The organism is Polaromonas naphthalenivorans CJ2 (assembly GCF_000015505.1).
Taxonomy (GTDB): domain Bacteria; phylum Pseudomonadota; class Gammaproteobacteria; order Burkholderiales; family Burkholderiaceae_C; genus Polaromonas; species Polaromonas naphthalenivorans.
Genome location: NC_008781.1, coordinates 3,990,388 through 4,014,196, shown reverse-complemented (window position 1 = coordinate 4,014,196; position 23,809 = coordinate 3,990,388). Strand labels below are relative to the sequence as shown.

Genomic DNA, 23,809 nt, shown 5'->3' with positions numbered 1-23,809 from the left:
TTTACCCCATTACCGGAGAACTCGATGAGTCACTTTTTGGACCGATTAAGCCACTTTTCCAATCCACGGGAAGCGTTCTCGGGCGACCACGGCGTCACCACGGCCGAAGACCGCACCTGGGAAGACGCCTACCGCAACCGCTGGGCGCACGACAAGATCGTGCGCAGCACCCACGGCGTGAACTGCACCGGTTCATGCTCGTGGAAGATTTATGTCAAGGGCGGCATCGTCACCTGGGAAACCCAGCAGACCGACTACCCGCGCACGCGCTGGGACATGCCCAACCACGAGCCGCGCGGCTGCGCACGCGGCGCGAGCTACAGCTGGTATTTGTACAGCGCCAACCGCGTCAAGTACCCGATGATCCGCGCTAGATTGCTCAAGCACTGGCGCGAAGCGCGCCTGACGCTGCCGCCCGTCGAAGCCTGGGCCGCCGTGGTGCAGAACGACGCCAAGCGCCGCGACTACCAGAGCGTTCGCGGCCTGGGCGGCTTCGTGCGCTCGACGTGGGAAGAGGTCAACGAGCTGATCGCCGCGTCCAACGTCTATACGATCAAGCAGCACGGCGCCGACCGCATCATCGGCTTCTCGCCGATTCCAGCGATGTCGATGGTCAGCTATGCCGCCGGTTCGCGCTACCTTTCCTTGATTGGCGGCGTGTGCATGAGCTTTTACGACTGGTACTGCGACTTGCCCCCGAGCAGCCCGCAAGTCTGGGGCGAACAGACCGACGTTCCCGAATCGGCCGACTGGTACAACTCCAGCTTCATCATCGCCTGGGGCTCGAACGTGCCGCAGACGCGCACACCCGACGCCCACTTCTTCACCGAAGTGCGCTACAAGGGCTGCAAGACCGTCGCCATCACGCCCGACTATTCGGAAGTCGCCAAGCTGTCGGATTTGTGGATGCACCCCAAGCAGGGCACCGACGCCGCCGTCGCCATGGCGATGGGCCATGTGATTTTGAAAGACTTCTATTTCGGCGGCAACGGCCAGCCGCGCTCGGCCTATTTCGACGACTATGCGCGCCGCTACACCGATTTGCCGATGCTGGTCATGCTGAAAGAGCACACGCTGGAAAACGGTAGTACCGTGCTGGTGCCTGACCGCTATGTGCGCGCCTCCGACTTCAACGGCAACCTCGGCCAGGCCAACAACCCCGACTGGAAAACCGTCGCCTTCGATGCCAGCGGCAAAGTCGTGCTGCCCAATGGCGCCATCGGCTTTCGCTGGGGACCGGACGGCCGGGCCGATGAAGGCCAGTGGAACCTGGAAGCCAAGGAAGCGCGCCACGGTCAGGACGTCAGCCTCAAGCTGTCGGTGATGGAGGGCGAGCAAGCCAGCCATGACAGCGCGCAGGTGGGTTTCCCGTATTTCGGCGGCATCCACCACGCGCATTTCCCGAACAACGCGCAGGTCAAGGCGCCGGGCGACGTGCTGGTGCGCACGGTGCCGGTGCAGCGCATTTCACTCGGCAAGGCGGGCGAGGAGCGCTCGGCGCTGGTCGCCACGGTGTTCGATTTGCAGGCGGCGCAGTACGGCATTGCGCGCGGCCTGCCCGGCGAACTCGCCGCCAGCGATTTCAACGACAACACCCCCTACACCCCGGCCTGGCAGGAGCAGATCACCGGCGTGCCGCGCGACCAGATCATCACCGTGGCGCGCCAGTTTGCCGAAAACGCCGACAAGACGCAGGGCCGCTCGATGGTCATCATCGGCGCGGGCATGAACCACTGGTACCACAGCGACATGAACTACCGCAGCGTCATCAACATGCTGATGATGTGCGGCTGCATCGGCAAGAGCGGCGGCGGCTGGGCGCATTACGTGGGCCAGGAAAAGCTGCGCCCGCAGACCGGCTGGACGCCGCTGGCCTTCGCGCTCGACTGGATCCGCCCGCCCAGGCAGATGAATTCGACCAGCTTTTTCTACGCCCACACCAACCAGTGGCGCTATGAAAAGCTGGGCGTCGATGAAGTGCTGTCGCCGCTGGCCGACAAGAAGATGTATGGCGGCAGCATGATCGACTACAACGTGCGCGCCGAGCGCATGGGCTGGCTGCCATCCGCGCCGCAACTGCAGACCAACCCGATGCAGGTCGTGAAGGATGCGCAGGCCGCCGGGCTCGATGCCAAGGACTACGCCGTCAAGGCGCTGAAGGACGGCTCGCTCAAGATGAGCTGCGAAGACCCGGACCATCCGGCCAACTGGCCGCGCAACATGTTCGTCTGGCGCTCCAACATCATCGGCTCGTCGGGCAAGGGCCACGAGTATTTCCTCAAGCACCTGCTGGGCACCAGCAACGGCGTGCAGGGCAAGGATCTGGGCGCCGAAGACGGTAAGCCCGAGGAAGTCGTCTGGCACGACAAGGCGCCCGAAGGCAAGCTGGACCTGCTGGTCACGCTCGATTTCCGCATGAGCACGACCTGCCTGTATTCCGACATCGTGCTGCCGACCGCCACCTGGTACGAAAAGAACGACCTGAACACCAGCGACATGCACCCCTTCATCCATCCGCTCTCAACGGCGGTGGACCCGGTCTGGCAGTCGAAAAGCGACTGGGAAATCTACAAAGGGTTTGCCAAGAAATTCAGCGAACTGTGCGACGGCCACCTGGGCGTCGAAAAGGAAATGGTGCTGACCCCGGTGATGCACGACACGCCGGGCGAGCTGGCCCAGCCGTTCGAGGTCAAGGACTGGAAGCGCGGCGAGTGCGAGCTGATTCCGGGCAAGACGGCGCCGCAGATGCAGGTCGTCGAGCGCGACTACCCGAACGTGTACAAGCGCTTCACGGCCGTCGGCCCGCTGCTCAACAAGATCGGCAATGGTGGCAAGGGCATTTCGTGGAACACGCAAATCGAAGTCACGCAGCTCGGCCAGCTGAACGGCCTGGTGACCGAGCCCGGCGTGACGCAAGGAATGCCGCGCATCAACAGCGACATCGACGCCTGCGAAATGGTGCTGCAGCTCGCGCCGGAAACCAACGGCCATGTCGCCGTGAAGGCGTGGGAAGCATTGGGCAAGCAGACCGGCCGCGACCACACGCATCTGGCGATGCACCGCGAAGACGAGAAAATCCGTTTCCGCGACATCCAGGCGCAGCCGCGCAAGATCATCAGCTCGCCGACCTGGAGCGGGATCGAGTCCGAAACCGTGTCGTACAACGCCGGCTACACCAACGTGCATGAATACATCCCGTGGCGCACGCTGACCGGCCGCCAGCAGTTCTACCAGGACCACCCGTGGATGCTGGCCTTCGGCGAAGGCTTTGCCAGCTACCGTCCGCCGGTGAATTTGAAGGCGACGGCGGGCGTGCACGGCATCCGTTCCAACGGCAACGCCGAAATCCTGCTGAACTTCATCACGCCGCACCAGAAATGGGGCATTCACTCGACTTACACCGACAACCTGATCATGCTCACCCTGAGCCGGGGCGGCCCGATCATCTGGCTCAGCGAGGACGACGCCAAGCTGATCGGCGTGCAGGACAACGACTGGATCGAAGCCTACAACGTCAACGGCGCGATTGCGGCGCGGGCGGTGGTCAGCCAGCGCGTCAAGCCCGGCATGGTGCTGATGTACCACGCGCAGGAAAAGATCGTCAACACGCCCGGCTCGGAAATCACCGGCCAGCGCGGCGGCATCCACAACTCGGTGACGCGCATTGTGCTGAAACCCACGCACATGATCGGCGGCTACGCGCAGCTGAGCTACGGCTTCAACTACTACGGAACCATTGGCACGAACCGCGACGAATTCGTCGTGGTGCGCAAGATGGACAAGATCGACTGGCTCGACACGCCCACCGATGACGAATACGTCGCGGCCGTGCGCAAAATGGGAGAAACGGTATGAAAGTACGCGCACAAATCGGCATGGTGCTGAACCTGGACAAGTGCATCGGGTGCCACACCTGCTCGGTCACCTGCAAGAACGTCTGGACCAGCCGCCCCGGCATGGAATACGCCTGGTTCAACAACGTCGAGACCAAGCCCGGCATCGGTTACCCCAAGGAGTGGGAAAACCAGGACAAGTGGAACGGCGGCTGGATTCGCAACGCCGACGGCTCCATCGAGCCGCGCCAGGGCGGCAAGTGGAAGATGCTGATGCGCCTGTTCGCCAACCCGAACATGCCGCAGATCGACGATTACTACGAGCCCTTCACCTTCGACTACGCGCATCTGCAGGCCGCGCCCGAGATGAAGGCCACGCCAACGGCCCGCCCGCGCAGCCTGATCACGGGCCAGCGCATGGAAAAGATCGAATGGGGTCCGAACTGGGAAGAAATCCTGGGCGGCGAGTTTTCCAAGCGCAGCAAGGATGCGAACCTGGACAACTTCGACCAGGTGCAAAAGGACATGGTCGGCCAGTTCGAAAACACCTTCATGATGTATTTGCCGCGCCTGTGCGAGCACTGCCTGAACCCGGCCTGCGTGGCCTCGTGCCCGTCGGGCTCGATCTACAAGCGGGAAGAAGACGGCATCGTGCTGATCGACCAGGACAAGTGCCGGGGCTGGCGCATGTGCGTCTCGGGCTGCCCGTACAAGAAAATCTACTACAACTGGAAGAGCGGCAAGGCCGAGAAATGCACCTTCTGCTACCCGCGCATCGAGGCCGGCCAGCCGACCGTGTGCAGCGAAACCTGCGTCGGCCGCATCCGCTACCTCGGCGTGATTCTGTATGACGCCGACCGCATCCAGGAAGCGGCCAGCGTGGAAAACGACAAGGATCTGTACCAGGCCCAGCTCGACATCTTCCTGGACCCGAACGATCCGGCCGTGATTGCCCAGGCCCGCCTGGACGGCATTCCCGAAGCCTGGCTCGAAGGCGCGCGCAAGAGCCCGGTGTACAAGATGGCCGTCGAGTGGAAGGTGGCGCTGCCGCTGCACCCCGAATACCGCACGCTGCCCATGGTCTGGTATGTGCCGCCGCTCTCGCCCATCACGTCGGCCGCCAACGCCGGCCATATCGGCATCAACGGCGAGCTGCCCGACATTGCCCAGATGCGCATTCCGGTGCAGTACCTGGCCAATTTGCTGACGGCAGGCGACACCGCACCGGTGATCCGTTCGCTGCAGCGCATGCTGGCGATGCGCTCCTACCAGCGCAGCAAGCATGTGGACAACGAGCAGAACCTGGCCGTGCTGGCGCAAGCGGGCCTGACGGTGGCCGAGGTCGAGGAGATGTACCACATCATGGCGATTGCCAACTACGAAGACCGCTTCGTGATTCCGACCACGCACCGCGAATACGCCGAAAACGCCTTCGACATGCGCGGCGGCTGCGGCTTTACCTTCGGCAACGGCTGCTCCGACGGCGCCAGCGAGGTCAGCCTGTTCGGCGGCAGCAAGAAACGCACTATTCCCATCAAGGTGGAGGTCTGAGACATGGCACTGTTCAACAACCTTCCCAAGGCGACGAAAACCCTGCGCGTGCTGGCGCGCCTGCTGTCTTACCCGGATGCCGAACTGCGCGGCCACCTGGCCGATATGCGCGGCGCGCTGCACGGCGAAAAAGCCCTGCCGGCCCAGCGGCTGGCCGAACTCGACGCGCTGATCGACACGCTGCAGCGCAAGGAAGCGCTGGAAGTCGAATCCGACTATGTCGAACTCTTCGACCGGGGCCGCGCCACCTCGCTGCACCTGTTCGAGCATGTGCATGGCGACTCGCGCGACCGGGGTCCGGCGATGATCGACCTGGCCCAGACCTATGAAAAGGCCGGCATGTACCTGGGCGAGGGCGAGCTGCCCGACTTCTTGCCGGTGGTGCTCGAATTTACTTCCACCCAGCCGCCGCGCGAGGCGCGCGAGTTCCTGGCCGAGATGGCGCATATCTTCAATGCCATCTTCGCGGCGCTGCAGCAACGCCAAAGCGCCTATGCCTGCGTGCTGGGCGCCCTGCTGGAGCTGGCCGGCGAGAAGGCCTCGCCGGTCGAGATCGCCGCCGAAGAGTCCATCGACGCCGTCTGGCAGGAGCCGGTCGTGTTCGACGGCTGCTCGTCCAAGGGCCAGTCCAAACCCGACCAGCCACAACCCATCCACATCGTGCCCAAGGCCCAGCGCCAGGCACGTCCCGCCCAAGGAGCGCAAGCATGACCGCGCTGAACGACTTTCTGTTTGGGATTTATCCCTACATCTGCCTGGCGGTGTTCCTGCTCGGCAGCCTGATCCGCTTCGACCGCGACCAGTACACCTGGAAGAGCGACTCGTCGCAGCTGCTGCGCGCCGGCCAGTTGCGCTGGGGCAGCAATTTGTTCCATGTGGGCGTGCTGTTTTTGTTCTTCGGCCACAGCTTCGGCATGCTCACGCCGCACTTCCTGTACGAGTCCTTCATCAGCGCCGGCGCCAAGCAGCTGGTGGCGATGGTCTCGGGCGGATTGTTCGGCCTGCTGGGCTTTGTCGGCGTGAGCATCCTGCTGCACCGCCGCCTGCTTGACGAGCGCATCCGCATCAACTCCAAGACCAGCGACATCGTGCTGCTCGTGCTGCTGTGGCTGCAGCTGGCGCTGGGCCTGGCGACGATTCCGCTGTCGGCGCAGCACCTGGACGGCAGCATGATGATGCGGCTGGCCGGCTGGGCGCAGCACATCGTGACCTTGCAGCCCGGTGCGCCCGAGATGCTGGCCGAAGCCGGTTTTGTCTTCAAGATGCACATGTTCCTGGGCATGTCGATTTTCCTGATCTTCCCGTTCACCCGGCTGGTGCATGTGTGGAGCGGCTTTGCCTCGGTCGGCTACGTGCTGCGCCCTTATCAGGTCGTGCGCAGCCGCCGCCTGGGCGTGACACGCCAGGCCGCATCGCGCCAGCAGCCGCAGGACGCGCAAGCCGCCCAGACCGTCAGCCAGCCTTCAAAACCTCTCGTGAAGCCCCAAGGTAAATTCTCATGAATGCACAAACGTCCACCGTCACCGGCTGCGGCAGCAGCACCTGCCAGTGCGCCGGCACCACGGAGCAGGCGGCTGTGCCTGATGCTTTTATCAACGGCATCGCCTTGCATGCGCCCGGACAGCGGCCCGGCGCCGATGCGTTGCGCGAGCTGGCCTATTCCGAACTGCTGCGCCAGCATGCGGTGATGAAAGGCCTGCTGCCGCGCCATAAAACCCTGAGCGCGCCCGAACTGGGCGAAGCCGAGCGCCAGGTTATCGAGGCCATGGTGGACGGCGAAGTGAGCAGCCCCCAGCCCAACGAAGACGAATGCCAGCGCTATTACGAGGCCAATCCGTCGCAGTTCATGGTCGGCCAGGCGCTGCATGTGCGGCACATTTTGTTTGCCGTCACGCCCGGCGTCAACGTGCATGCGCTGACCATCCATGCTGAAAAAGCCCTGCTGGAGCTGACCCGCAAGGACGCTTCGCCCGAGCGCTTTGTCCAGCTGGCCGCCGAACTCTCGAACTGCCCGACCAGCGCCCAGGGTGGCGACCTGGGCTGGGTCGGCCCGGACGACTGCGCGCCCGAGCTGGCCAACGAGCTGTTTCACCAGAAGCACTCGCAATGGGGCATGGGCGTGCATCCGCGCCTGATCCACACGCGTTTCGGCTTTCACATCATCGAGGTGCTCAACCGCCGCGCCGGCAAGACTCCCGCCTACGCCGAAGTGCGCGAGCGCATCGCCACGCTGCTGGCCGTGCAGTCGCGCGCCCGCGCGCTGCACCAGTACATGAGCCTGCTGATCGGCGAAGCGCTGGTCGAGGGCATCGCCCTCGAAGGGGCCGATTCGCCGCTGGTGCAATGACGCAAAGCGCCGCAACCACGGACGAGCTGCTGCTGCGTTTGCGGCGTTTCAAGTCGGATTACTTTCCCAGGCACCAGCAGCGCTTTCAGGATCTGGTGTCGCAGGGCCAGCACCCCAAGACGCTGTTCATCGGCTGCTCGGACTCGCGGCTGGTGCCTTACCTGCTGACCGGCACCGGGCCGGGCGAGCTGTTCATTGTCCGAAATGTAGGCGCGTTCATTCCGCCCTACGGCGGCTCGCACGGCCTGCACGGCACCACGGCGGCCATCGAGTACGCCGTCCTGAGCCTGAAGGTCGAGCGCATCGTGGTTTGCGGCCACAGCCAGTGCGGCGGCATCCGGGCGGCCTATGAAGGCGTGCCTGACGAGGCCGTGGCCTTGAGGGCCTGGCTCAGGCTGGTGCAGGAAGCCCTGCTGCCGGTGCAGCCCAGCCCCGAGGCGCTGCGCCGCACCGAGCAGCGCTCGGTGGTGCTGCAGCTGGAGCGGCTGCTCGACTACCCGATGGTGCGGCGCGCGGTGGAGGCCGGAACGCTCACGCTGCACGGCTGGCATTACGTGATCGAGGAGGGCGAAATCCACATCTTCGATGCCCAGAAAGGCGATTTCGTGCCTGCTTCGCTGGCCTCGAATTGCGGCACCGGGCCTTATCAGCCGTATGTCGAGCACGACGGGCAGGTCATTTCGAACTGAGCGGGCGGCCGCCAGACTGCCGCAGACGGCGCCGCGCTGAAAAACCCCAGTGTCTGAATGGTGCTATGTTTTTAATAGCTGCTTATGCAGTCCAACTGTGCGCAAAGCCATTAAAACGCTTGAAAAATTGAAACAAGGCGGGACTTTTTTGGGATTCGTCTGCAAAAAAAGGTCTATTCTTCCCGAGCGGGAAATCGCGGCTTCTTTGCCAAGGCGCGACCGCTCCAGGACTCCACACAACGGCTGCCCGGCGCTGTTCGCTCCGCAGCCTTTCCCAAGGAAGCACACCCATGAAGCGCGAACATTTCGGCCGGCCGCAAGACCTGACCGCCACCCAGCCCATCAGCCATGACGTGCTGAAGGAAAAGTACCTCAAGCCCGGTGAGAGCGGCGTCGAAGACGTGTACCGGCGCGTGGCGCGGGCGCTGGCGTCGGTCGAGCTGCCCGCCGAGCGCGAAAAGCACGAGGCGCTGTTCCTGGAGAATCTGCACGCCGGCGCGATTGGCGCGGGCCGCATCATGAGCGCGGCGGGCACGGCGATTCAGGCCACGCTGATTAACTGTTTCGTGCAGCCGGTCGGCGACTGCATCCAGGGCGTCGATGACGGTGGCTACCCCGGCATTTACGAAGCGCTGCGCGAGGCCGCCGAAACCATGCGGCGCGGCGGCGGCGTCGGCTACGACTTCTCGCGCATCCGCCCGCGCGGCGCCGAGGTCAAGGCCACCGCGTCGATGGCTTCCGGGCCATGCAGCTACATCAACGTCTTCGACCAGTCGTGCTCGACGGTCGAGAGCGCCGGCGCGCGGCGCGGCGCGCAGATGGGCGTGCTGCGCATCGACCACCCCGATGTGCACGAGTTCATCACCGCCAAGCGCACGCCCGGCCGCTGGAACAATTTCAACGTGTCGGTCGGCATGTCGGACGGCTTCATGCAGGCGCTGAACGACGACCAGCCGTGGGAGCTGGTGCACAAGGCCAAGCCCGGCGCCGCGCTGATGGCCAAGGGCGCCTTCCAGCGCGCCGACGGCCTGTGGGTCTACCAGACCGTGGCGGCGCGCGAGATGTGGGACACCGTGATGCGCTCGGCCTACGACTTCGCCGAGCCCGGCATCTTGTTTCTGGACAACATCAATACGGACAACAACCTGCGCTACTGCGAGGCGATTGCCGCGACCAATCCGTGCGTGACCGCCGACACGCGACTGGCGACGCAGCACGGCCTCGTGCCCATCGGCTGGCTGCAGGCCAACGGCGGCGCGCTGGACTGCACGGTGGACCGCCGCGCGCTGGGCGAGGATAGGCGCGGCACCGTCACTCGGGCGGCCGTACCGGCATTTCTGAGCGCGGGGCAAGCCGAGGTCTTCAAGGTCACCACGGCCGAGGGCTACCAGATCAAGGCAACGGCCTGGCACGAGTTCTACACGGCCCGAGGCAAGCTCAAGCTGTCGGAGCTGAAAGCCGGTGACGAGTTGTGGGTGCAGTCGGGCAAAGGCCAGTTCGGCGCCCAGGGCAGCGGGGCGCTGGGCCTGCTCATCGGGCTGATCACGGGCGACGGGCACTTCACGAATCGCGGCAAGGACGAGCAGGCGGCAGTCATCAGCCTGTGGGGCGAAGAGCGCCAGCTCGCCGATGACATTGCCGGTTCCGTCAACGCGCTGATCGCCGGCACGTCGCTGGCACCGCGCGACTACCTCGTCAAGCCCGTCGCCGTTGCGGAGCGCAACATGGTCTTCATCCGCTCGACCATGCTGGTCCGCGTGCTGGACGGTTACGGTTTCAATGGAGAGACCAAGCTGGAGGTGCCCGAAGTGGTCTGGCGGGGCAGCGAAGCCTGCATGCGCGGCTATCTGCAAGGCCTCTTCCAGACCGACGGGACGGTCAACGTGTCATCGAACAGCCAGAGCTGCTCGGTGCGCTTGTCGTCCAGTCACCGGCCGCTGCTGCAGGACGTGCAGGTGCTGCTGGCCAACTTCGGCGTGTTCTCGCGCATCCACGAGCGGCGCGAAGCTGGCCCGCGCAGCTTGCCAGATGGCCAGGGCGGACAGCGCGACTACCTCTGCCAGACCCAGCACGAGCTGATCGTCGACGGCGAATCGCGCGAAGCCTTCATGCGCGAGATCGGCTTCCTGCTTCCCGCCAAGCGCGAGAAGTACGACGCCTGGGTCGCCGACAAGGCACTCGTCAAGACCCAGCGCTTTGCCGCCACCATCACCGCCATCGAGCCCGCTGGCGTGGAGCCGGTCTATGACACGACCCAGCCGGACGGCAACACCGTCATCTTCAATGGCCTCGTCACCGGGCAATGTGGCGAGCAGCCACTTCCGCCCTACGGCTGCTGCGACCTCGGCCCCATCATCCTGACGCGCTTCGTGCGCCATCCGTTCGGCTTCGGCGGCGAGCCTGAGTTCGACTTCGAAGCCTTCGAGGCGTCCGTGGCGACGCAGGTGCGCGCGCTCGACAACGTGCTCGAAGTGACCTTCTGGCCGCTGCCGCAGCAGCAGACCGAATCCAGCGCCAAGCGCCGCATCGGCGTCGGCTTCACCGGCCTGGGCAATGCGCTGGCCATGCTGCGCCTGCGCTACGACGCCCCCGAAGGCCGCGACATGGCAGCCCGCATTGCCGTGCGCATGCGCGATGCCGCCTACGCCGCATCAAGCGAGCTGGCGAAGGAAAAGGGCGCTTTCCCCAAGTTCGACGCCAACGGCTACCTGGCCACCGGCACCTTTGCCAGCCGCCTGCCGGCCGCGTTGCAGCAGGCGATTCGCGCCCATGGCATACGCAACAGCCACCTGCTGTCGATTGCGCCCACCGGCACGGTCAGCCTGGCCTTTGCCGACAATGCCTCCAACGGCATCGAGCCGGCGTTTTCGTGGATGTACAAGCGCAAAAAGCGCGAGTCCGACGGCAGCACCACCGAATACGCGGTCGAGGACCACGCCTGGCGGCTGTACCGCGAACTGGGCGGCGACGTGAACAAGCTGCCCGGCTACTTTGTCTCGGCGCTCGACATGTCGGCGACCAGCCACATCGCCATGATGCAGGCGGTGCAGCCCTTCATCGACACGGCGATTTCCAAGACCGTCAACGTGCCGGCCGACTACCCCTACGGCGACTTCAAGAGCCTCTACCACCAGGCCTGGCGCGCCGGGCTCAAGGGCCTGGCGACCTACCGGCCCAACGCCATTTTGGGCGCGGTGCTCGAAACCCACGCGAGTCCCGACGCCACGCCGGCCGCAGCGGCGCCGGCGCCGATGGACCCGATGCGCACGGTGATCGAAAGCCGGCCCAAGGGCGCGCTGTCGGCGGTCGCCGAAAAGGTCGAATACTGGACCCAGGAAGGCCACAAGACGCTGTACATCGTGGTGTCGTTTTTGCCGGTGCCCAGTGCCAGCGGCTCGGGCACGGTCGAGCGCGCCATCGAGTTCTTCATGCCGGTCGGGCAGAGCGGCGAGTCGCAGCAATGGATCACCTCCAGCATGCGCATGCTGTCGCTGGCCGCGCGCGGCGGCTTCCTGGAGCGCGCGCTCAGCGACATGCGCAAGGTCGCCTGGGACCGTGGCCCGGTGCGGCTGGGCACCTACGAAAAAGCCGACGGCACGCGCGTGCCGCTGTGGCACGACTCCGAGGTGGCGGCGATTGCCTACGCGGTGCAAAATATCATCGCCCGGCGCGCGGCCCAGTCGGCCCTGAGCCTGGCGCCGGCCGAGCCCGTGCAGGTCGCCTCCAGCCTGGCGCCGCCGGTCATGGCCGGCAAGAAATGCAGCGAATGCGGCGCCCATGCGGTGATCCGCAAGGACGGCTGCGATTACTGCACCCAGTGCGGCCACCTGGGCACCTGCGGGTGAACCGCAGCGCCGATGAACGCGATGAACCTGCTGGTGAAAGGTAAAACACGATGACTTTTGCTGCCTCGCCCCTTGAGCCCGCCGCGCCGCTTCACCATGCCCTGGCCGAGGGCGACCTGCCGTCGATGGCCGCCTTGCTCATGCAGTCGCGACAGACCATCCTGCCCAGGCGGCTGGGCGGGGCCGGCCCCACCCGGCCGGAACTGGAGGCGATCCTGAACGCCGCGTCCGCCGCGCCCGACCATGGGCAACTGCTGCCCTGGCGCTTCGTGCTGGTGCCGCAGAATGCGCGCGGGCTGCTTGCCGATGTCTTTGGCGAAGCGCTGCTGGAGCGCGACAGCGCCGCCACGCCCGAGCAGGTGGCGCAGGCGCAGGAAAAAGCCCACCGTGCGCCGTTGCTCATGCTGGTGGTGGTCGATGGCCGCCGGGGCGACCTGAAGATAGACCTGTTCGAGCGCATGATATCGGCCGGCTGCGCGCTGCAAAACATGCTGCTCATGGCCACCGCCATGGGGTACGGCTCGGCGCTGACCAGCGGCAAGGCGCTCAAGTCGGGCGGCCTGCGCGCGCTGTTTGGCCTGGTCGAGGGCGAGCATGCGCTGTGCTTTGTCAGCATGGGCACGGCGCAGTCGCGCAAGCCCCCGCATGCGCGGCCTTCGCCCGGCGATTACGTCAGCATCCTGTCGCCCGATGGCGGCACGACAGTTTTTTAGTTTTCTTGCCGGCAGGGCCGCGCCTTTGCCGGCACCTCTTTTTTTCCATGACTGGACGCTTTCCATGACCATTTCGAGTTTTGACGATCTTTTGCAGGCCGCCCGCGCCCAGCCCGAGCCGCAGCGCCTGCTGTTTGTGTTTGCCGGGGCCGAACTGCCCGAGGACGCGACGCCAGAGCAGCGCGAAGGCTTTGCCGCCGGGCAGGGCGGCGCGCTGGTGCCGCTGATGTGCGTGGACAAGCGCCCCGACGAGCTGACCAGCTTTGCCGCACTGGCCACCGAGTCCGCCGGGTTCGGCCATGACTGGCGCATCGTGTTCGCCGCCGCGCTGCCCGGAACCGCCAGGAAGCCGCCGACTTCCGAAGACGCCGAGGCGCCGCTGCTGCGCATGGTCGAGGCCATCAAGCGCGGCGAGATCAGCAGCTACATTCCGTTCGACGCGCAGGGCCAGGCCGTGCAACTGGGCTGACATGACAGCCGCGAAGCCGTCCGCCCGCCCCGCCATTCGCCAGGTAGCGCTGCCCGGCCACCGCGCACCAGGCGCCGGGCTGGAAGCGCCGTTCGAGATGCTGGCTGCCTGCCACGAGCGCGTCGAGCGCATGCTGGCGCTGCAGGCCAAACTGCAGCAATACCTTCTGGACAAAGGCTGCGACGAGCCGGCCCGCCAGGCCGCGCGCGACGTGATGCGCTACTTCGACCTGGCCGCGCCGCTGCACCACCAGGACGAGGAGCTGCATGTGTTTCCGCCGCTGCTGGCCGGGCCGGACGCGGCCCTGCGCGAACTGGCCGGGCGGCTGGCGCAGGACCACCGGCAGATGGAAGTGGCGTGGATCGAGGCCCGCCGCACGCTGCAGGCGATTGCCGACAGCCTTGATTCGGGCTGGACGCCGCTGACGCCGGAACAAACCGCAGCGCTGGACGAATTCGCCGCCCTGTACCGCCGGCACCTCGACGATGAAAACAACAGCGCCTATCCCGCCGCCCAGGCGACCTTGTTGCCTGAAGCGGTCCAGGCCATGAGCGAAGACATGATGCAGCGCCGGGGCGTCGCGCCGAAAACCCAGGAGCCGCAGGCCGGCGCCGTGTTGAAGGCAAAATACGCGCCCTGAACCTTGAACGAAAGCCCGACCCATGAACGCCCTCAACATCGCTGACTACATGCAGACTCTCGGTTTGCAGGCAAAAACGGCTTCTGCGCAGGTGGCGCGTGCACCGGCAGCTATCAAAAACAGAGCATTGAAAAACCTGGCCGCCCTGCTGCGCCAGAACTTGGGAAGCCTGCAGGCGGCCAACCAGCGCGACCTGGAGCGGGCCAGCGCCGCCGGGCTGGCCGGGCCGCTGCTCGACCGCCTCAAGCTCAGCGCCAAAGACCTGGAAACCGTGGCGCTCGGCTGCGAGCAGCTCGCCGCCATGCCCGACGTGATCGGCGAGATCATCGGTATGAAGGAGCAGCCCAGCGGCATCCGCGTCGGCCAGATGCGCGTGCCGATTGGCGTCTTCGGCATGATTTACGAAAGCCGCCCGAACGTGACGATTGAAGCGGCATCGCTGGCCATCAAGAGCGGCAACGCCTGCATCCTGCGCGGCGGCTCCGAGGCCATCGAGTCGAACAAGGCGCTGGCCGCTCTGGTGCGTCAGGCGCTCGAACAAGCCGGCCTGCCGGCGGACGCGGTGCAGCTCGTCGGCACCACCGACCGCGAGGCCGTCGGCCAGCTCATCGCCATGCCGCAGTATGTCGATGTCATCATCCCGCGCGGCGGCAAGGGCCTGATCGAGCGCATCAGCCGCGATGCCAAGGTGCCGGTCATCAAGCACCTGGACGGCAACTGCCATGTCTATGTCGATGACCCGTGCGACATCGCCATGGCCGTGAAAATCGCCGACAACGCCAAGACGCAGAAATACAGCCCGTGCAACGCCACCGAGGGCCTGCTCGTGGCACGCGGCGTGGCCGATGCGTTTTTGCCGCAAATCGCCGCCATCTACGCCGCCAAGGGCGTTGAAATGCGCTGCGATGAGGCTGCAGCGCATATCCTGCATGCGCATCCAGCTATTGAATCAATAGCAAACATCGTTCCGGCCAGCGAGCAGGACTGGTACGAGGAATACCTGGCGCCGGTCATCAGCATCAAGGTCGTGTCCGGCGTCGAAGAGGCGATTGCGCACATCAACCGCTACTCCAGCCACCACACCGACGCCATCCTGACGCGCGACCACATGCATGCCCAGCAGTTTTTGCGCGAGGTCGATTCGGCCAGCGTGATGGTCAACGCCAGCACGCGCTTTGCCGACGGCTTCGAGTTTGGCCTGGGCGCGGAAATCGGCATCAGCACCGACAAGTTCCATGCGCGCGGGCCGGTCGGCATCGAGGGCCTGACCTCGCTGAAATACGTGGTGCTGGGCCAGGGCGAAGTCCGCACCTGATACGTTGAAGATGCGCTGAAAACCGGCCCGGCGGGATGCCGGCCGAGAAAGCCGCTGGGTGGCACTTGCAAGCGACGCTTGCATCCCAATCTTTCGTGAGGATTCCCCGCCTTGCCCGCCGTGAGGCCGTTTGCGCCTCTGGCGGGAAAGCCGGATATCGGGCGATTCATAAGCCCTAGAATTCGGGATAACCGAACAAAATAACGATTCCCCCATCGAAAGTGGCCGCATGGTTCCGCACCTCATTACTGCCCTGACCGGCCCCATCAACGAGCTTGAACAGCGTATCCTGGACACCACGCCGGCCATCGAGCGCTGGTTCCGGCTCGAATGGATGGAGCACACGCCGCCTTTCTACAGCTCGGTGGACATCCGCAATGCCGGCTTCAAGCTCGCGCCTGTCGATACCAACCTGTTTCCGGGCGGCTGGAACAACCTGACGCCGCAGATGATGCCGCTGGCGGTGCAGGCGGCCATGGCGGCGATTGAAAAGATTTGCCCCGAGGCGCGCAACCTGCTGGTGGTGCCCGAACACCACACCCGCAACCCGTTTTACCTTGCCAATGTGGTGCAGCTCAAGCGCATTTTTCACCAGGCCGGCCTGAACGTGCGTTTTGGCTCGCTGAGCGCCGACATCAAGGAGCCGACCATGATGCAGCTGCCGGGCGGTGAGAGCCTGGTGATCGAGCCCCTGATCCGCACCGACCGCCGCCTGGGGCTCAAGGACTTCGACCCCTGCACCATTTTGCTCAACAACGACCTGTCGGCCGGCATTCCCGGCATTCTGGAAGACCTGCACGAGCAGCACCTGCTGCCGCCGCTGCACGCGGGCTGGACGGTGCGCCGAAAATCCAACCATTTCAAGGCCTACGAAGAGATTTCGAAGCGCTTTGGCAAGCTGCTCGGCATTGACCCGTGGCTGATCAATCCGCTGTTTGCCCAGTGCGACGACATCAATTTCCCGGAAGGCCGGGGCATGGAATGCTTGAGCACGCATGTCGATGCGCTGCTGTCGCGAATCCGGCGCAAGTACAAGGAATACGGCATCAACGAAAAGCCCTTCGTCATGGTCAAGCCCGACAACGGCACCTACGGCATGGGCGTCATGACGGTGCATGACGCCAAGGAGCTGGACACGCTCAGCCGCAAGACCAAAAACAAGATGAGCACGACCAAGGACGGCCAGCCGCTGACTGAAATCATCATTCAGGAAGGCGTGCTGACCAACGAGCGCATCGGGGGCGCCGTGGCCGAGCCGGTGGTGTACATGATGGACCGCTATGTGGTCGGCGGCTTTTACCGCGTGCATGCCGAGCGCGGCGTCGATGAAAACCTGAACGCGCCCGGGGCCAGCTTCGAGCCGCTGGCCTTTTCAGACAGCGGGCGCCTGCCGCAGAAGGGTGAAATCCCCGGCTCCAGCGGCCCGAACCGCTTTTACATGTACGGCGTCGTCGCCCGGCTGGCCATGCTGGCGGCCAGCTACGAGCTTGAAGCGACCGATCCGGATGCCGAGGTGTACGACTAGAGGCGCTCGGCACCTCATCCGCTATTTCATGGATTTATAGGCCTTTTGCGCTTATCTGGTGGGCATTTGATGCTATTTATTGAATAGCAACTAACGCGTTGCCTGCAGTTCGGCCCGCGCGCTGGCCTCAACGGGCCGGTCGGGCGAGTTGTTGCAGTGCAACAAAACCGGCGTTTCTTCCAGCCGGGGGTGTTTCCTGATGGCGGGCGGGTCGGCTGGGCGCAAAATAGCGGTCCCTTAAATAACCATTCCGTCGGCCTTGGCCGCTGTTGACCGCTTTCAAGGCAGGTCGATTTCCACAGACGGGCAGTTTTTGTGACAAGTCAAAAATCATCACTTGCCGTGCTGACCGTGGGCGCCATCGGCGTTGTTTACGGCGACATCGGCACCAGCGTCCTGTATGCCATCAAGGAAGTCTTCGGCTCCGGCCATGTTCCCTTTACCCCCGACAACGTGTACGGCATCCTGTCGATCTTCTTCTGGACCCTGACCGTCATCGTTTCGCTGAAATACGTCTCGCTGGTGCTGCGCGCCGACAACAACGGCGAGGGCGGGCTGATCGCCATGCTCGCGCTGGCCTCCACCGCCGTGCAGGACCGGCCCGAGCTGCGCAAGGTGCTGCTGCTGGTCGGCATCTTCGGCACCTCGCTGTTCTACGGCGACGGCGTCATCACGCCGGCGATTTCCGTGCTGTCGGCGGTCGAGGGCCTGGAGGTGATTTCGCCCACCTTCACCAAGGCGGTGATTCCCACCACGCTGGTCATTTTGTTTGGGCTGTTTGCGATGCAAAAGCACGGCACGGCCGGCATCGGCAAGTTCTTCGGCCCGATCACCATCGTCTGGTTTGCGGTGCTGGCGCTGCTGGGCGTGTCCCAGATCGTGACCCATCCGGAGATCCTGTTTGCGCTCAGCCCGCATTACGCGCTGATGTTCATGTGGGAAAACCCCGGCATCACCTTCATCATCCTGGGCGCCGTGGTGCTGTGCGTCACCGGCGCCGAGGCGTTGTATGCCGACCTCGGCCACTTCGGCAAGAAGCCGATCCGGCTGGCCTGGTTTTCGGTGGTCATGCCGTCGCTGGTGCTCAATTATTTCGGCCAGGGCGCGCTGCTGCTGAGCAACCCGGCGGCGGTCAAAAACCCGTTTTACCTGATGGCGCCCGACTGGGCCCTGATTCCGCTGGTCGTGCTGGCCACGCTGGCCACGGTGATCGCCTCGCAGGCGCTGATCACCGGCGCCTTCAGCGTCACCAAGCAGGCCATCCAGATGGGCTATTTGCCCCGGCTGCGCATCCTGCACACCAGCGTTCGCGACACCGGCCAGATCTACATGCCGTTCGTCAACTGGGGCCTGTTTGTCACCATTGTGCTGGCGGTGGTGATGTTTCGCTCTTCAAGCAACCTGGCGGCGGCCTACGGCATCGCGGTCTGCACCGACATGCTGATCACCACCATCCTGACCTTCTACGTGATTCGCTATGGCTGGAAGTACCCGCTGGCGCTGTGCATTGCCGCCACCAGCGTGTTTTTTCTCGTCGATTTCGCATTTTTCGCGTCCAACCTGATGAAGCTGTTCGCCGGCGGCTGGTTCCCGCTGGTGATTGGCGGCGCGGTGTTCACGCTGATGATCACCTGGAAGCAAGGCCGGCAAATCCTCAATGAAAAGCTGCGCACCGACGCGATTGACCTGTCGAGTTTTCTGGATGCGGTGTTTGTCAGCCCGCCCTTGCGGGTCGAGGGCACGGCCGTCTTCATGACCGCCGAGCCGGGCATCGTGCCCAACGCGATGCTGCACAACCTCAAGCACAACAAGGTGCTGCACGATCAAAACCTGTTTGTCACCGTGGTGAATCATGAGGTGCCGTGGATCGGCATGGACAAGCGGCTGCAGGTGGAGTCGCTGGGCCACGACTGCTGGCAGGTGAACATTCACTACGGCTTCAAGAACGACCTGGACCTGCCCAGGGCATTGCAGCAGATCAAAAACCGGGGCTGCCAGCTCGAACCCATGACAACGAGTTACTTTTTATCGCGCGACACGGTGATTCCGACCATCGGCAGCGGCATGGCGGCCTGGCGCGAAAAGCTGTTTGCGCAGATGCACCACAACGCCAGTGGCGCGGCTGATTTCCTGAACCTGCCGAACAACTCGGTGGTCGAGCTGGGCAGCAAGATCGAGATCTGATTACAGCGCTACGTCAATGCAAAAGGCCGGCATGATCACTCATGCCGGCCTTTTGCCATCAACCCGGGCGGTCCCTTTGAAAGGGGCCGCCCCGGCCGGATAGGACAGTGGAAGAAACCGCTCAGCCGTGGGACTTCGCCACCGCCATGTGGGCGACCTGCTGGTCCAGGATGACCTCGGGTTCCTGCGACTCCTGCAGGCTGGGCTGATCGAGCCCCTGGTGCAGGCGCTGCATGTCCAGGTCGCCCGTCCACTTCGCCACCACCAGCGTGGCCACGCCGTTGCCCACCAGGTTGGTCAGCGCGCGTGCTTCCGACATGAAGCGGTCAATCCCCAGAATCAGCGCCAGGCCAGCCACCGGCACGCCGCCCACGGCAGACAAGGTAGCCGCCAGCACGATGAAGCCGCTGCCGGTGATGCCGGCCGCGCCCTTGGAAGTCAGCATCAGCACGGCCAGCAGGGTGATCTGCTGCGTCAGCGACATCGGCGTGTCGGTGGCCTGGGCGATGAACACCGCCGCCATGGTCAGGTAAATCGACGTGCCGTCCAGGTTGAACGAATAGCCGGTCGGAATCACCAGCCCGACCACCGACTTGCGCGCACCCAGGTTTTCGAGCTTTTCCATCATGCGCGGCAGCACCGATTCGGACGACGAGGTGCCCAGCACGATCAGCAGTTCTTCCTTGATGTAGCGAACGAACTTGAACACGCTGAAGCCGTGCAGCCGGCTCACGATGCCCAGCACCACGAACACAAAGATCAGGCAGGTCAGGTAGAACGCGCCCATCAGCTTGCCCAGTGAAAACAGCGAACCCAGGCCGTACTTGCCGATGGTGAAGGCCATGGCGCCGAAGGCACCGATCGGCGCGACCTTCATGATGATGCCGACGATGTCGAACAGCACATGCGAGAACTTCTCGATGAAGTCAAACACCATGGTGCCGCGCCCGCCAAACCTGTGCAGCGCAAAGCCAAACAGCACCGAGAACAGCAGCACCTGCAGGATCTCGCCCTTGGCAAACGCGTCCACCACCGAGGTGGGAATCACGTTGAGCAGAAAATCCACCGTGCCCTGCATCTTGCCGGGCGCGGTGTAGGCGGCGATGGACTTGGTGTCCAGCGACGCCGGGTCGATGTGCATTCCCGATCCGGGCTGCAGGACGTTGACGACGATCAGGCCGATGACCAGCGCCAGCGTGGACATCACTTCGAAGTACAGCAGCGCCAGGCCGCCGGTCTTGCCGACCTTTTTCATGTCTTCCATGCCGGCAATGCCGATCACGACGGTACAGAAAATAATCGGCGCGATGATCATCTTGATCAGCTTGATGAAACCGTCGCCCAGCGGCTTCATCTGGGCGCCGAGTTCGGGCGAAAAGTGTCCCAGCAGCACGCCGATGGTGACGGCGGCCAGGACCTGGACGTAAAGTGACTTGTAAATCGGCTTGCGCGCGTTTGTCTTTGACATGGCAATGGCCTCTAAGGGGGTTGAAAGAAAGGAAAGTTGGCGGTTCCCTTTATGTCTCCAGGGCACAACCAGCCGGCGGCCCGCTGGGCGGGAACGCTGCGTATGGTACGCAGCCGCCACCGGCTCGCCTACTGTGGCGTTCAACAGTCGGGTTTACCCTAGGTCTTGGTCTTGAAACAGGCAGTCGCGCTGCACCTGGCGCAGCAGCGCCCGGCCGACCCGGCGCTCGAAGTCGTCATACGCCGGCTGCACCGCGCGGCGCATGGCGCTGCGCTGCGCGGCCGACAGCGCATGCAGCCGCACGCCGGAGGATTCGCGCAGCGTGGCCAGGGCCTGCTGGTTCATCCGGGCAGACAGGCGGTTGCCTTCGTCCAGGGCATCGTTCAGCGCAAGCGTCAGGAGGCTGCGGTCGGCATCGTCCAGGCTGGCCCAGAAACGCGGATTGGACACCACCGCATAACCCAGGTAGCCATGGCTGGTCAGCGTCACGTCGCGCTGGACCGCGTCCAGGTGCTGCGTCAGGAAGTTGGACAGCGGGTTCTCCGCGCCATCGGCCACCCCGGACGCCAGGGCGCGCTGGGTTTCGTCAAACGGCAGCACCACCGGGTAGGCGCCCAGCGAGCGCATTTGCGCCGTCAGCACGCGCGAAGCCTGGACGCGCAGGCGCAGCCCCCTGAAATCCTGCAGGTTCTGCACCGGCTGGCCGGCGCTCATCTGCTTGAAGCCGTTGTCCAGAAAACCCAGCCCGACCATTTGCTGGCGCGACAGGCGCTCCAGCAGTTGCCGGCCCGTCGGGCCTTGCGTGACGCAGCGCACCTGCGCCAGGTCGTGGAACAAAAAAGGCAGGTCAAACACCTCGAACTCCGGGACGCCCACCGCGCCGAACTTGGACAGCGAAGGCGCCAGCATCTCGACGGCGCCCAACTGCAGGGCTTCCATCTCGTCGTCATCGCCATACAGCTGGGAGTCGGGATACACCTCGACCCGCAGGCGCCCGCCCGAGCGCGCTTGCACCAGCGCCTTGAAGCGTAGCGCCATCTGCCCCTTGGGCGTGTCGTGCGCCACCACATGCGAGAAGCGGATCAGCACCGGCGCGGGCGCCTTTTGCGGCGCCGCCAGAGCCGCGCCAGCCAGCAGCAGGCAGGCGCTCCAGGCCAGCCGCCTGCGGTTGATCCAGTTGAAGCCCTTGAAGCCGTGCATGTCCGCTATGCTACTCAAAAGCATTCCCTCCCCATGACCGAGCCCTCCATCGACTTCGCGGTCCTCGACCTGGACACCCGCCAGCTGTCGGTGCTGAACCGCCGCGCCATGGCCTGGCTGGTCGGCATGCTGCTGCTGGTCACCGTGTCCATCGTGCTGCTGGCGCTGTTCCTGCGCACGGTGGAGGCGCAGGAAGAAGACCGCCGCCGCACCGCCGATGCCCAGTGGCTGGACCAGACCGTGCGCTTTCACCTGCGCCGCCTGGAGGCCGACCTGGGGGTGCTGGCGCTGCAGGTGCAGCGCAGCGAGGAGCCGGCGCCGCCCGCGCTGCCGGGCGGGCAGCTCTGGAGAAGCGCGCAGGCCATCGCCTGGCATGGCTGGCTGGCGGCGGACCGGCAGCCCGCTGTTGCCGCCTGGCCGCCGTTCCTGCAGTCCGCAGCGCGGCATCCCGACAGCGCCGAAGCGCTTTCCGCCATGCTCAAGACCACCCGGGGCCTGCAGCGCGCGGCCTATGCCGGCCCCTTGCCGCAGGCCGGCGACTCTGCGGTGCAGATGCTGTGGCTGGCGGTTCCGGTGTTCGAGCGCGACCGTTTCCTGGGCGACTACGTGGCCGCCATCCGCTTCGACCGGCTGCTGGACAGCGTGATTCCGCCCTGGTTCTTCAAGGACCACGCCGTGGCGCTGGACGCCGATGCCCTTCCTGTCGCTGCTGCACCGCCGGACAAACCGTCGCTTTACGTCGCGCCCGTCAACCTGCCGGGCGCACCCTTGCGCTTGCGGGTTGACGCGTTGAACAGCCGCCCGGCCCTGGCGCCGCGCATCTTTTTCGGCATCGCGCTGGCCTGCCTGGCGGGCATGGTGGTGGCGCTTTATTTTTTGCGGCGCGACACCGCCCGGCGCCAGCGGGCCGAATCGCAGCTGCAAACCCAGATGGCGCTGCGCACCGCCATGGAGCGCTCGGTCACGCTCGGCCTGCGCGCCTGGAACCCCGACGGGCGACTGCTCTACGCCAACCAGACCTTTTGCCGCATGGTGGGCCTGGCGCCCAGCGACATCCTCGGCCATGCGGAGGCGATGCCCTACTGGCCGGCCGGGCAGGGCGATGAATTCGAGTTGCTGCTGCAAAGCGCGCGCCTGCCCATGGCGCAGCAGGTCGGCGTCGAGATGCAGCTGCGCCACAGCCAGGGCCATCTGCTCGATGTGCTGGCGCATGGCGCGCCGCTGACGCTGGGCGATGGCCGGGTGATTGGCTGGATGGGCTCGGTGCTGGACATCACCGAGCGCAAGCGCGTCGAGCGGCTGGCCGCGCGCCGGCAGGAGCTGCTCGAAGCCTCCGGCCGCCTGATTGCGGTCGGCGAGGTGGCCTCGACCCTGGCGCACGAACTCAACCAGCCCCTGGGCGCGCTCAGCAGCTTTGCCAACGGCCTGCTCAACCGGATGCGCGCCGGCACCTTGACGCTGGCGGAAGTCACGCCCGTGGTCGAGCGCATGGAGCGCCTGGCGGAAAAGGCCGGGCGCGTGATCCAGCGCGTCAACGCCTTCGCCCGGCGGCAGGAAATGAGCTTGCAGCCGCTGGCGCTCAATGAATTCATCGCGCGCGTCGCGGGCCAGGTGCCGCTGCCGGACGGCCTGGAGCTGCAATTGCGCCTGCCGGAGCAGCCGCTGACCTTGCCCGCCGACGCGCTGCTGCTGGAGCACGCGCTGCACAACCTGGTGCTCAACGCCACCGAATGGGCCGTCCACGGCGGCCAGCGCCCGGCCCGCGTGCGCATCAGCCTGGAGCAGGACGGCGGCCTGGCGGGCATCCGGGTGGAAGACAGCGGCCCGGGCGTTCCCCCTGAGCAGCGCAACCGCATCTTTGACGCCTTTGCCAGCCAGAAAACCGGCGGCATGGGCATGGGGCTGTCGATCTGCCGCTCCATCATCGAAGCGCACCACGGCCGCATCGATGTCGCCACCAGCGACGAGCTGAACGGCGCACAATTTACGGTCTGGCTGCCCTTGACCCCGTAACTCCTGAAAGCCCCTGC

At 65.0% G+C, this 23,809-nt stretch carries 16 protein-coding genes; 14 read left to right on the top strand and 2 right to left on the bottom strand.

Features of this window, described 5'->3' with window-relative positions; translation table 11 throughout:
• The first annotated feature begins 24 nt into the window (after positions 1–24).
• The 13 genes from PNAP_RS18800 to PNAP_RS18740 all read left to right on the top strand — a co-directional run bounded on the left by PNAP_RS18800 (position 25) and on the right by PNAP_RS18740 (position 19,111).
• Positions 25–3,855, top strand: a complete 3,831-nt coding sequence (locus tag PNAP_RS18800) for a nitrate reductase subunit alpha (RefSeq protein WP_011803123.1) — start codon at positions 25–27, stop codon at positions 3,853–3,855.
• On the top strand, positions 3,852–5,384 hold the full coding sequence (narH, locus tag PNAP_RS18795; protein WP_011803122.1) for a nitrate reductase subunit beta: 1,533 nt from the start codon (positions 3,852–3,854) through the stop codon (positions 5,382–5,384). The genes PNAP_RS18800 and narH overlap by 4 nt, the downstream gene beginning before the upstream one ends.
• Positions 5,385–5,387: 3 nt before the next feature.
• The gene (narJ, locus tag PNAP_RS18790; RefSeq protein WP_011803121.1) at positions 5,388–6,095 is read left to right on the top strand and encodes a nitrate reductase molybdenum cofactor assembly chaperone; all 708 of its coding nucleotides are present in this window, start codon (positions 5,388–5,390) and stop codon (positions 6,093–6,095) included.
• Positions 6,092–6,886 (top strand): respiratory nitrate reductase subunit gamma, encoded by a 795-nt coding sequence (gene narI, locus PNAP_RS18785; RefSeq protein WP_011803120.1) that lies wholly within the window; start codon positions 6,092–6,094, stop codon positions 6,884–6,886. Before narJ ends, narI begins: the two co-directional genes overlap by 4 nt.
• Entirely contained in the window at positions 6,883–7,731 is an 849-nt protein-coding gene (locus PNAP_RS18780; protein WP_011803119.1) for a peptidylprolyl isomerase, read from the top strand. Before narI ends, PNAP_RS18780 begins: the two co-directional genes overlap by 4 nt.
• Entirely contained in the window at positions 7,728–8,420 is a 693-nt protein-coding gene (locus PNAP_RS18775) for a carbonic anhydrase (protein WP_011803118.1), read from the top strand. The genes PNAP_RS18780 and PNAP_RS18775 overlap by 4 nt, the downstream gene beginning before the upstream one ends.
• Positions 8,421–8,710: 290 nt before the next feature.
• Entirely contained in the window at positions 8,711–12,265 is a 3,555-nt protein-coding gene (locus tag PNAP_RS18770) for an LAGLIDADG family homing endonuclease (protein WP_011803117.1), read from the top strand.
• 50 nt (positions 12,266–12,315) lie between these two features.
• The gene (locus tag PNAP_RS18765; protein ID WP_011803116.1) at positions 12,316–12,978 is read left to right on the top strand and encodes a nitroreductase family protein; all 663 of its coding nucleotides are present in this window, start codon (positions 12,316–12,318) and stop codon (positions 12,976–12,978) included.
• 64 nt (positions 12,979–13,042) lie between these two features.
• Complete coding sequence (locus PNAP_RS18760; protein ID WP_011803115.1) at positions 13,043–13,447, top strand: hypothetical protein; 405 nt, start codon at positions 13,043–13,045, stop codon at positions 13,445–13,447.
• 1 nt (position 13,448) lies between these two features.
• Entirely contained in the window at positions 13,449–14,087 is a 639-nt protein-coding gene (locus PNAP_RS18755) for a hemerythrin domain-containing protein (protein WP_049763715.1), read from the top strand.
• Between the two features lie 22 nt (positions 14,088–14,109).
• Positions 14,110–15,402, top strand: a complete 1,293-nt coding sequence (locus PNAP_RS18750) for a glutamate-5-semialdehyde dehydrogenase (protein WP_011803113.1) — start codon at positions 14,110–14,112, stop codon at positions 15,400–15,402.
• Between the two features lie 229 nt (positions 15,403–15,631).
• Positions 15,632–16,927: a glutamate--cysteine ligase gene (gene gshA, locus PNAP_RS18745; RefSeq protein ID WP_011803112.1), complete on the top strand. Its 1,296-nt coding sequence runs from the start codon at positions 15,632–15,634 to the stop codon at positions 16,925–16,927.
• 315 nt (positions 16,928–17,242) lie between these two features.
• Positions 17,243–19,111, top strand: a complete 1,869-nt coding sequence (locus tag PNAP_RS18740; protein ID WP_011803111.1) for a potassium transporter Kup — start codon at positions 17,243–17,245, stop codon at positions 19,109–19,111.
• A 121-nt stretch (positions 19,112–19,232) separates the two neighbouring features.
• Here PNAP_RS18740 and PNAP_RS18735 read toward each other — a convergent pair whose 3' ends face one another.
• Together PNAP_RS18735 and PNAP_RS18730 are read right to left on the bottom strand one after the other, a co-directional pair.
• Positions 19,233–20,579, bottom strand: a complete 1,347-nt coding sequence (locus PNAP_RS18735; RefSeq protein WP_011803110.1) for a dicarboxylate/amino acid:cation symporter — start codon at positions 20,577–20,579, stop codon at positions 19,233–19,235.
• A 153-nt stretch (positions 20,580–20,732) separates the two neighbouring features.
• Positions 20,733–21,803, bottom strand: a complete 1,071-nt coding sequence (locus PNAP_RS18730) for a DctP family TRAP transporter solute-binding subunit (protein ID WP_408633719.1) — start codon at positions 21,801–21,803, stop codon at positions 20,733–20,735.
• A gap of 9 nt (positions 21,804–21,812) precedes the next feature.
• Between PNAP_RS18730 and PNAP_RS18725 the strand changes: the two genes are divergently transcribed.
• Entirely contained in the window at positions 21,813–23,792 is a 1,980-nt protein-coding gene (locus PNAP_RS18725) for a sensor histidine kinase (protein WP_011803108.1), read from the top strand.
• Positions 23,793–23,809: the final 17 nt, after the last annotated feature.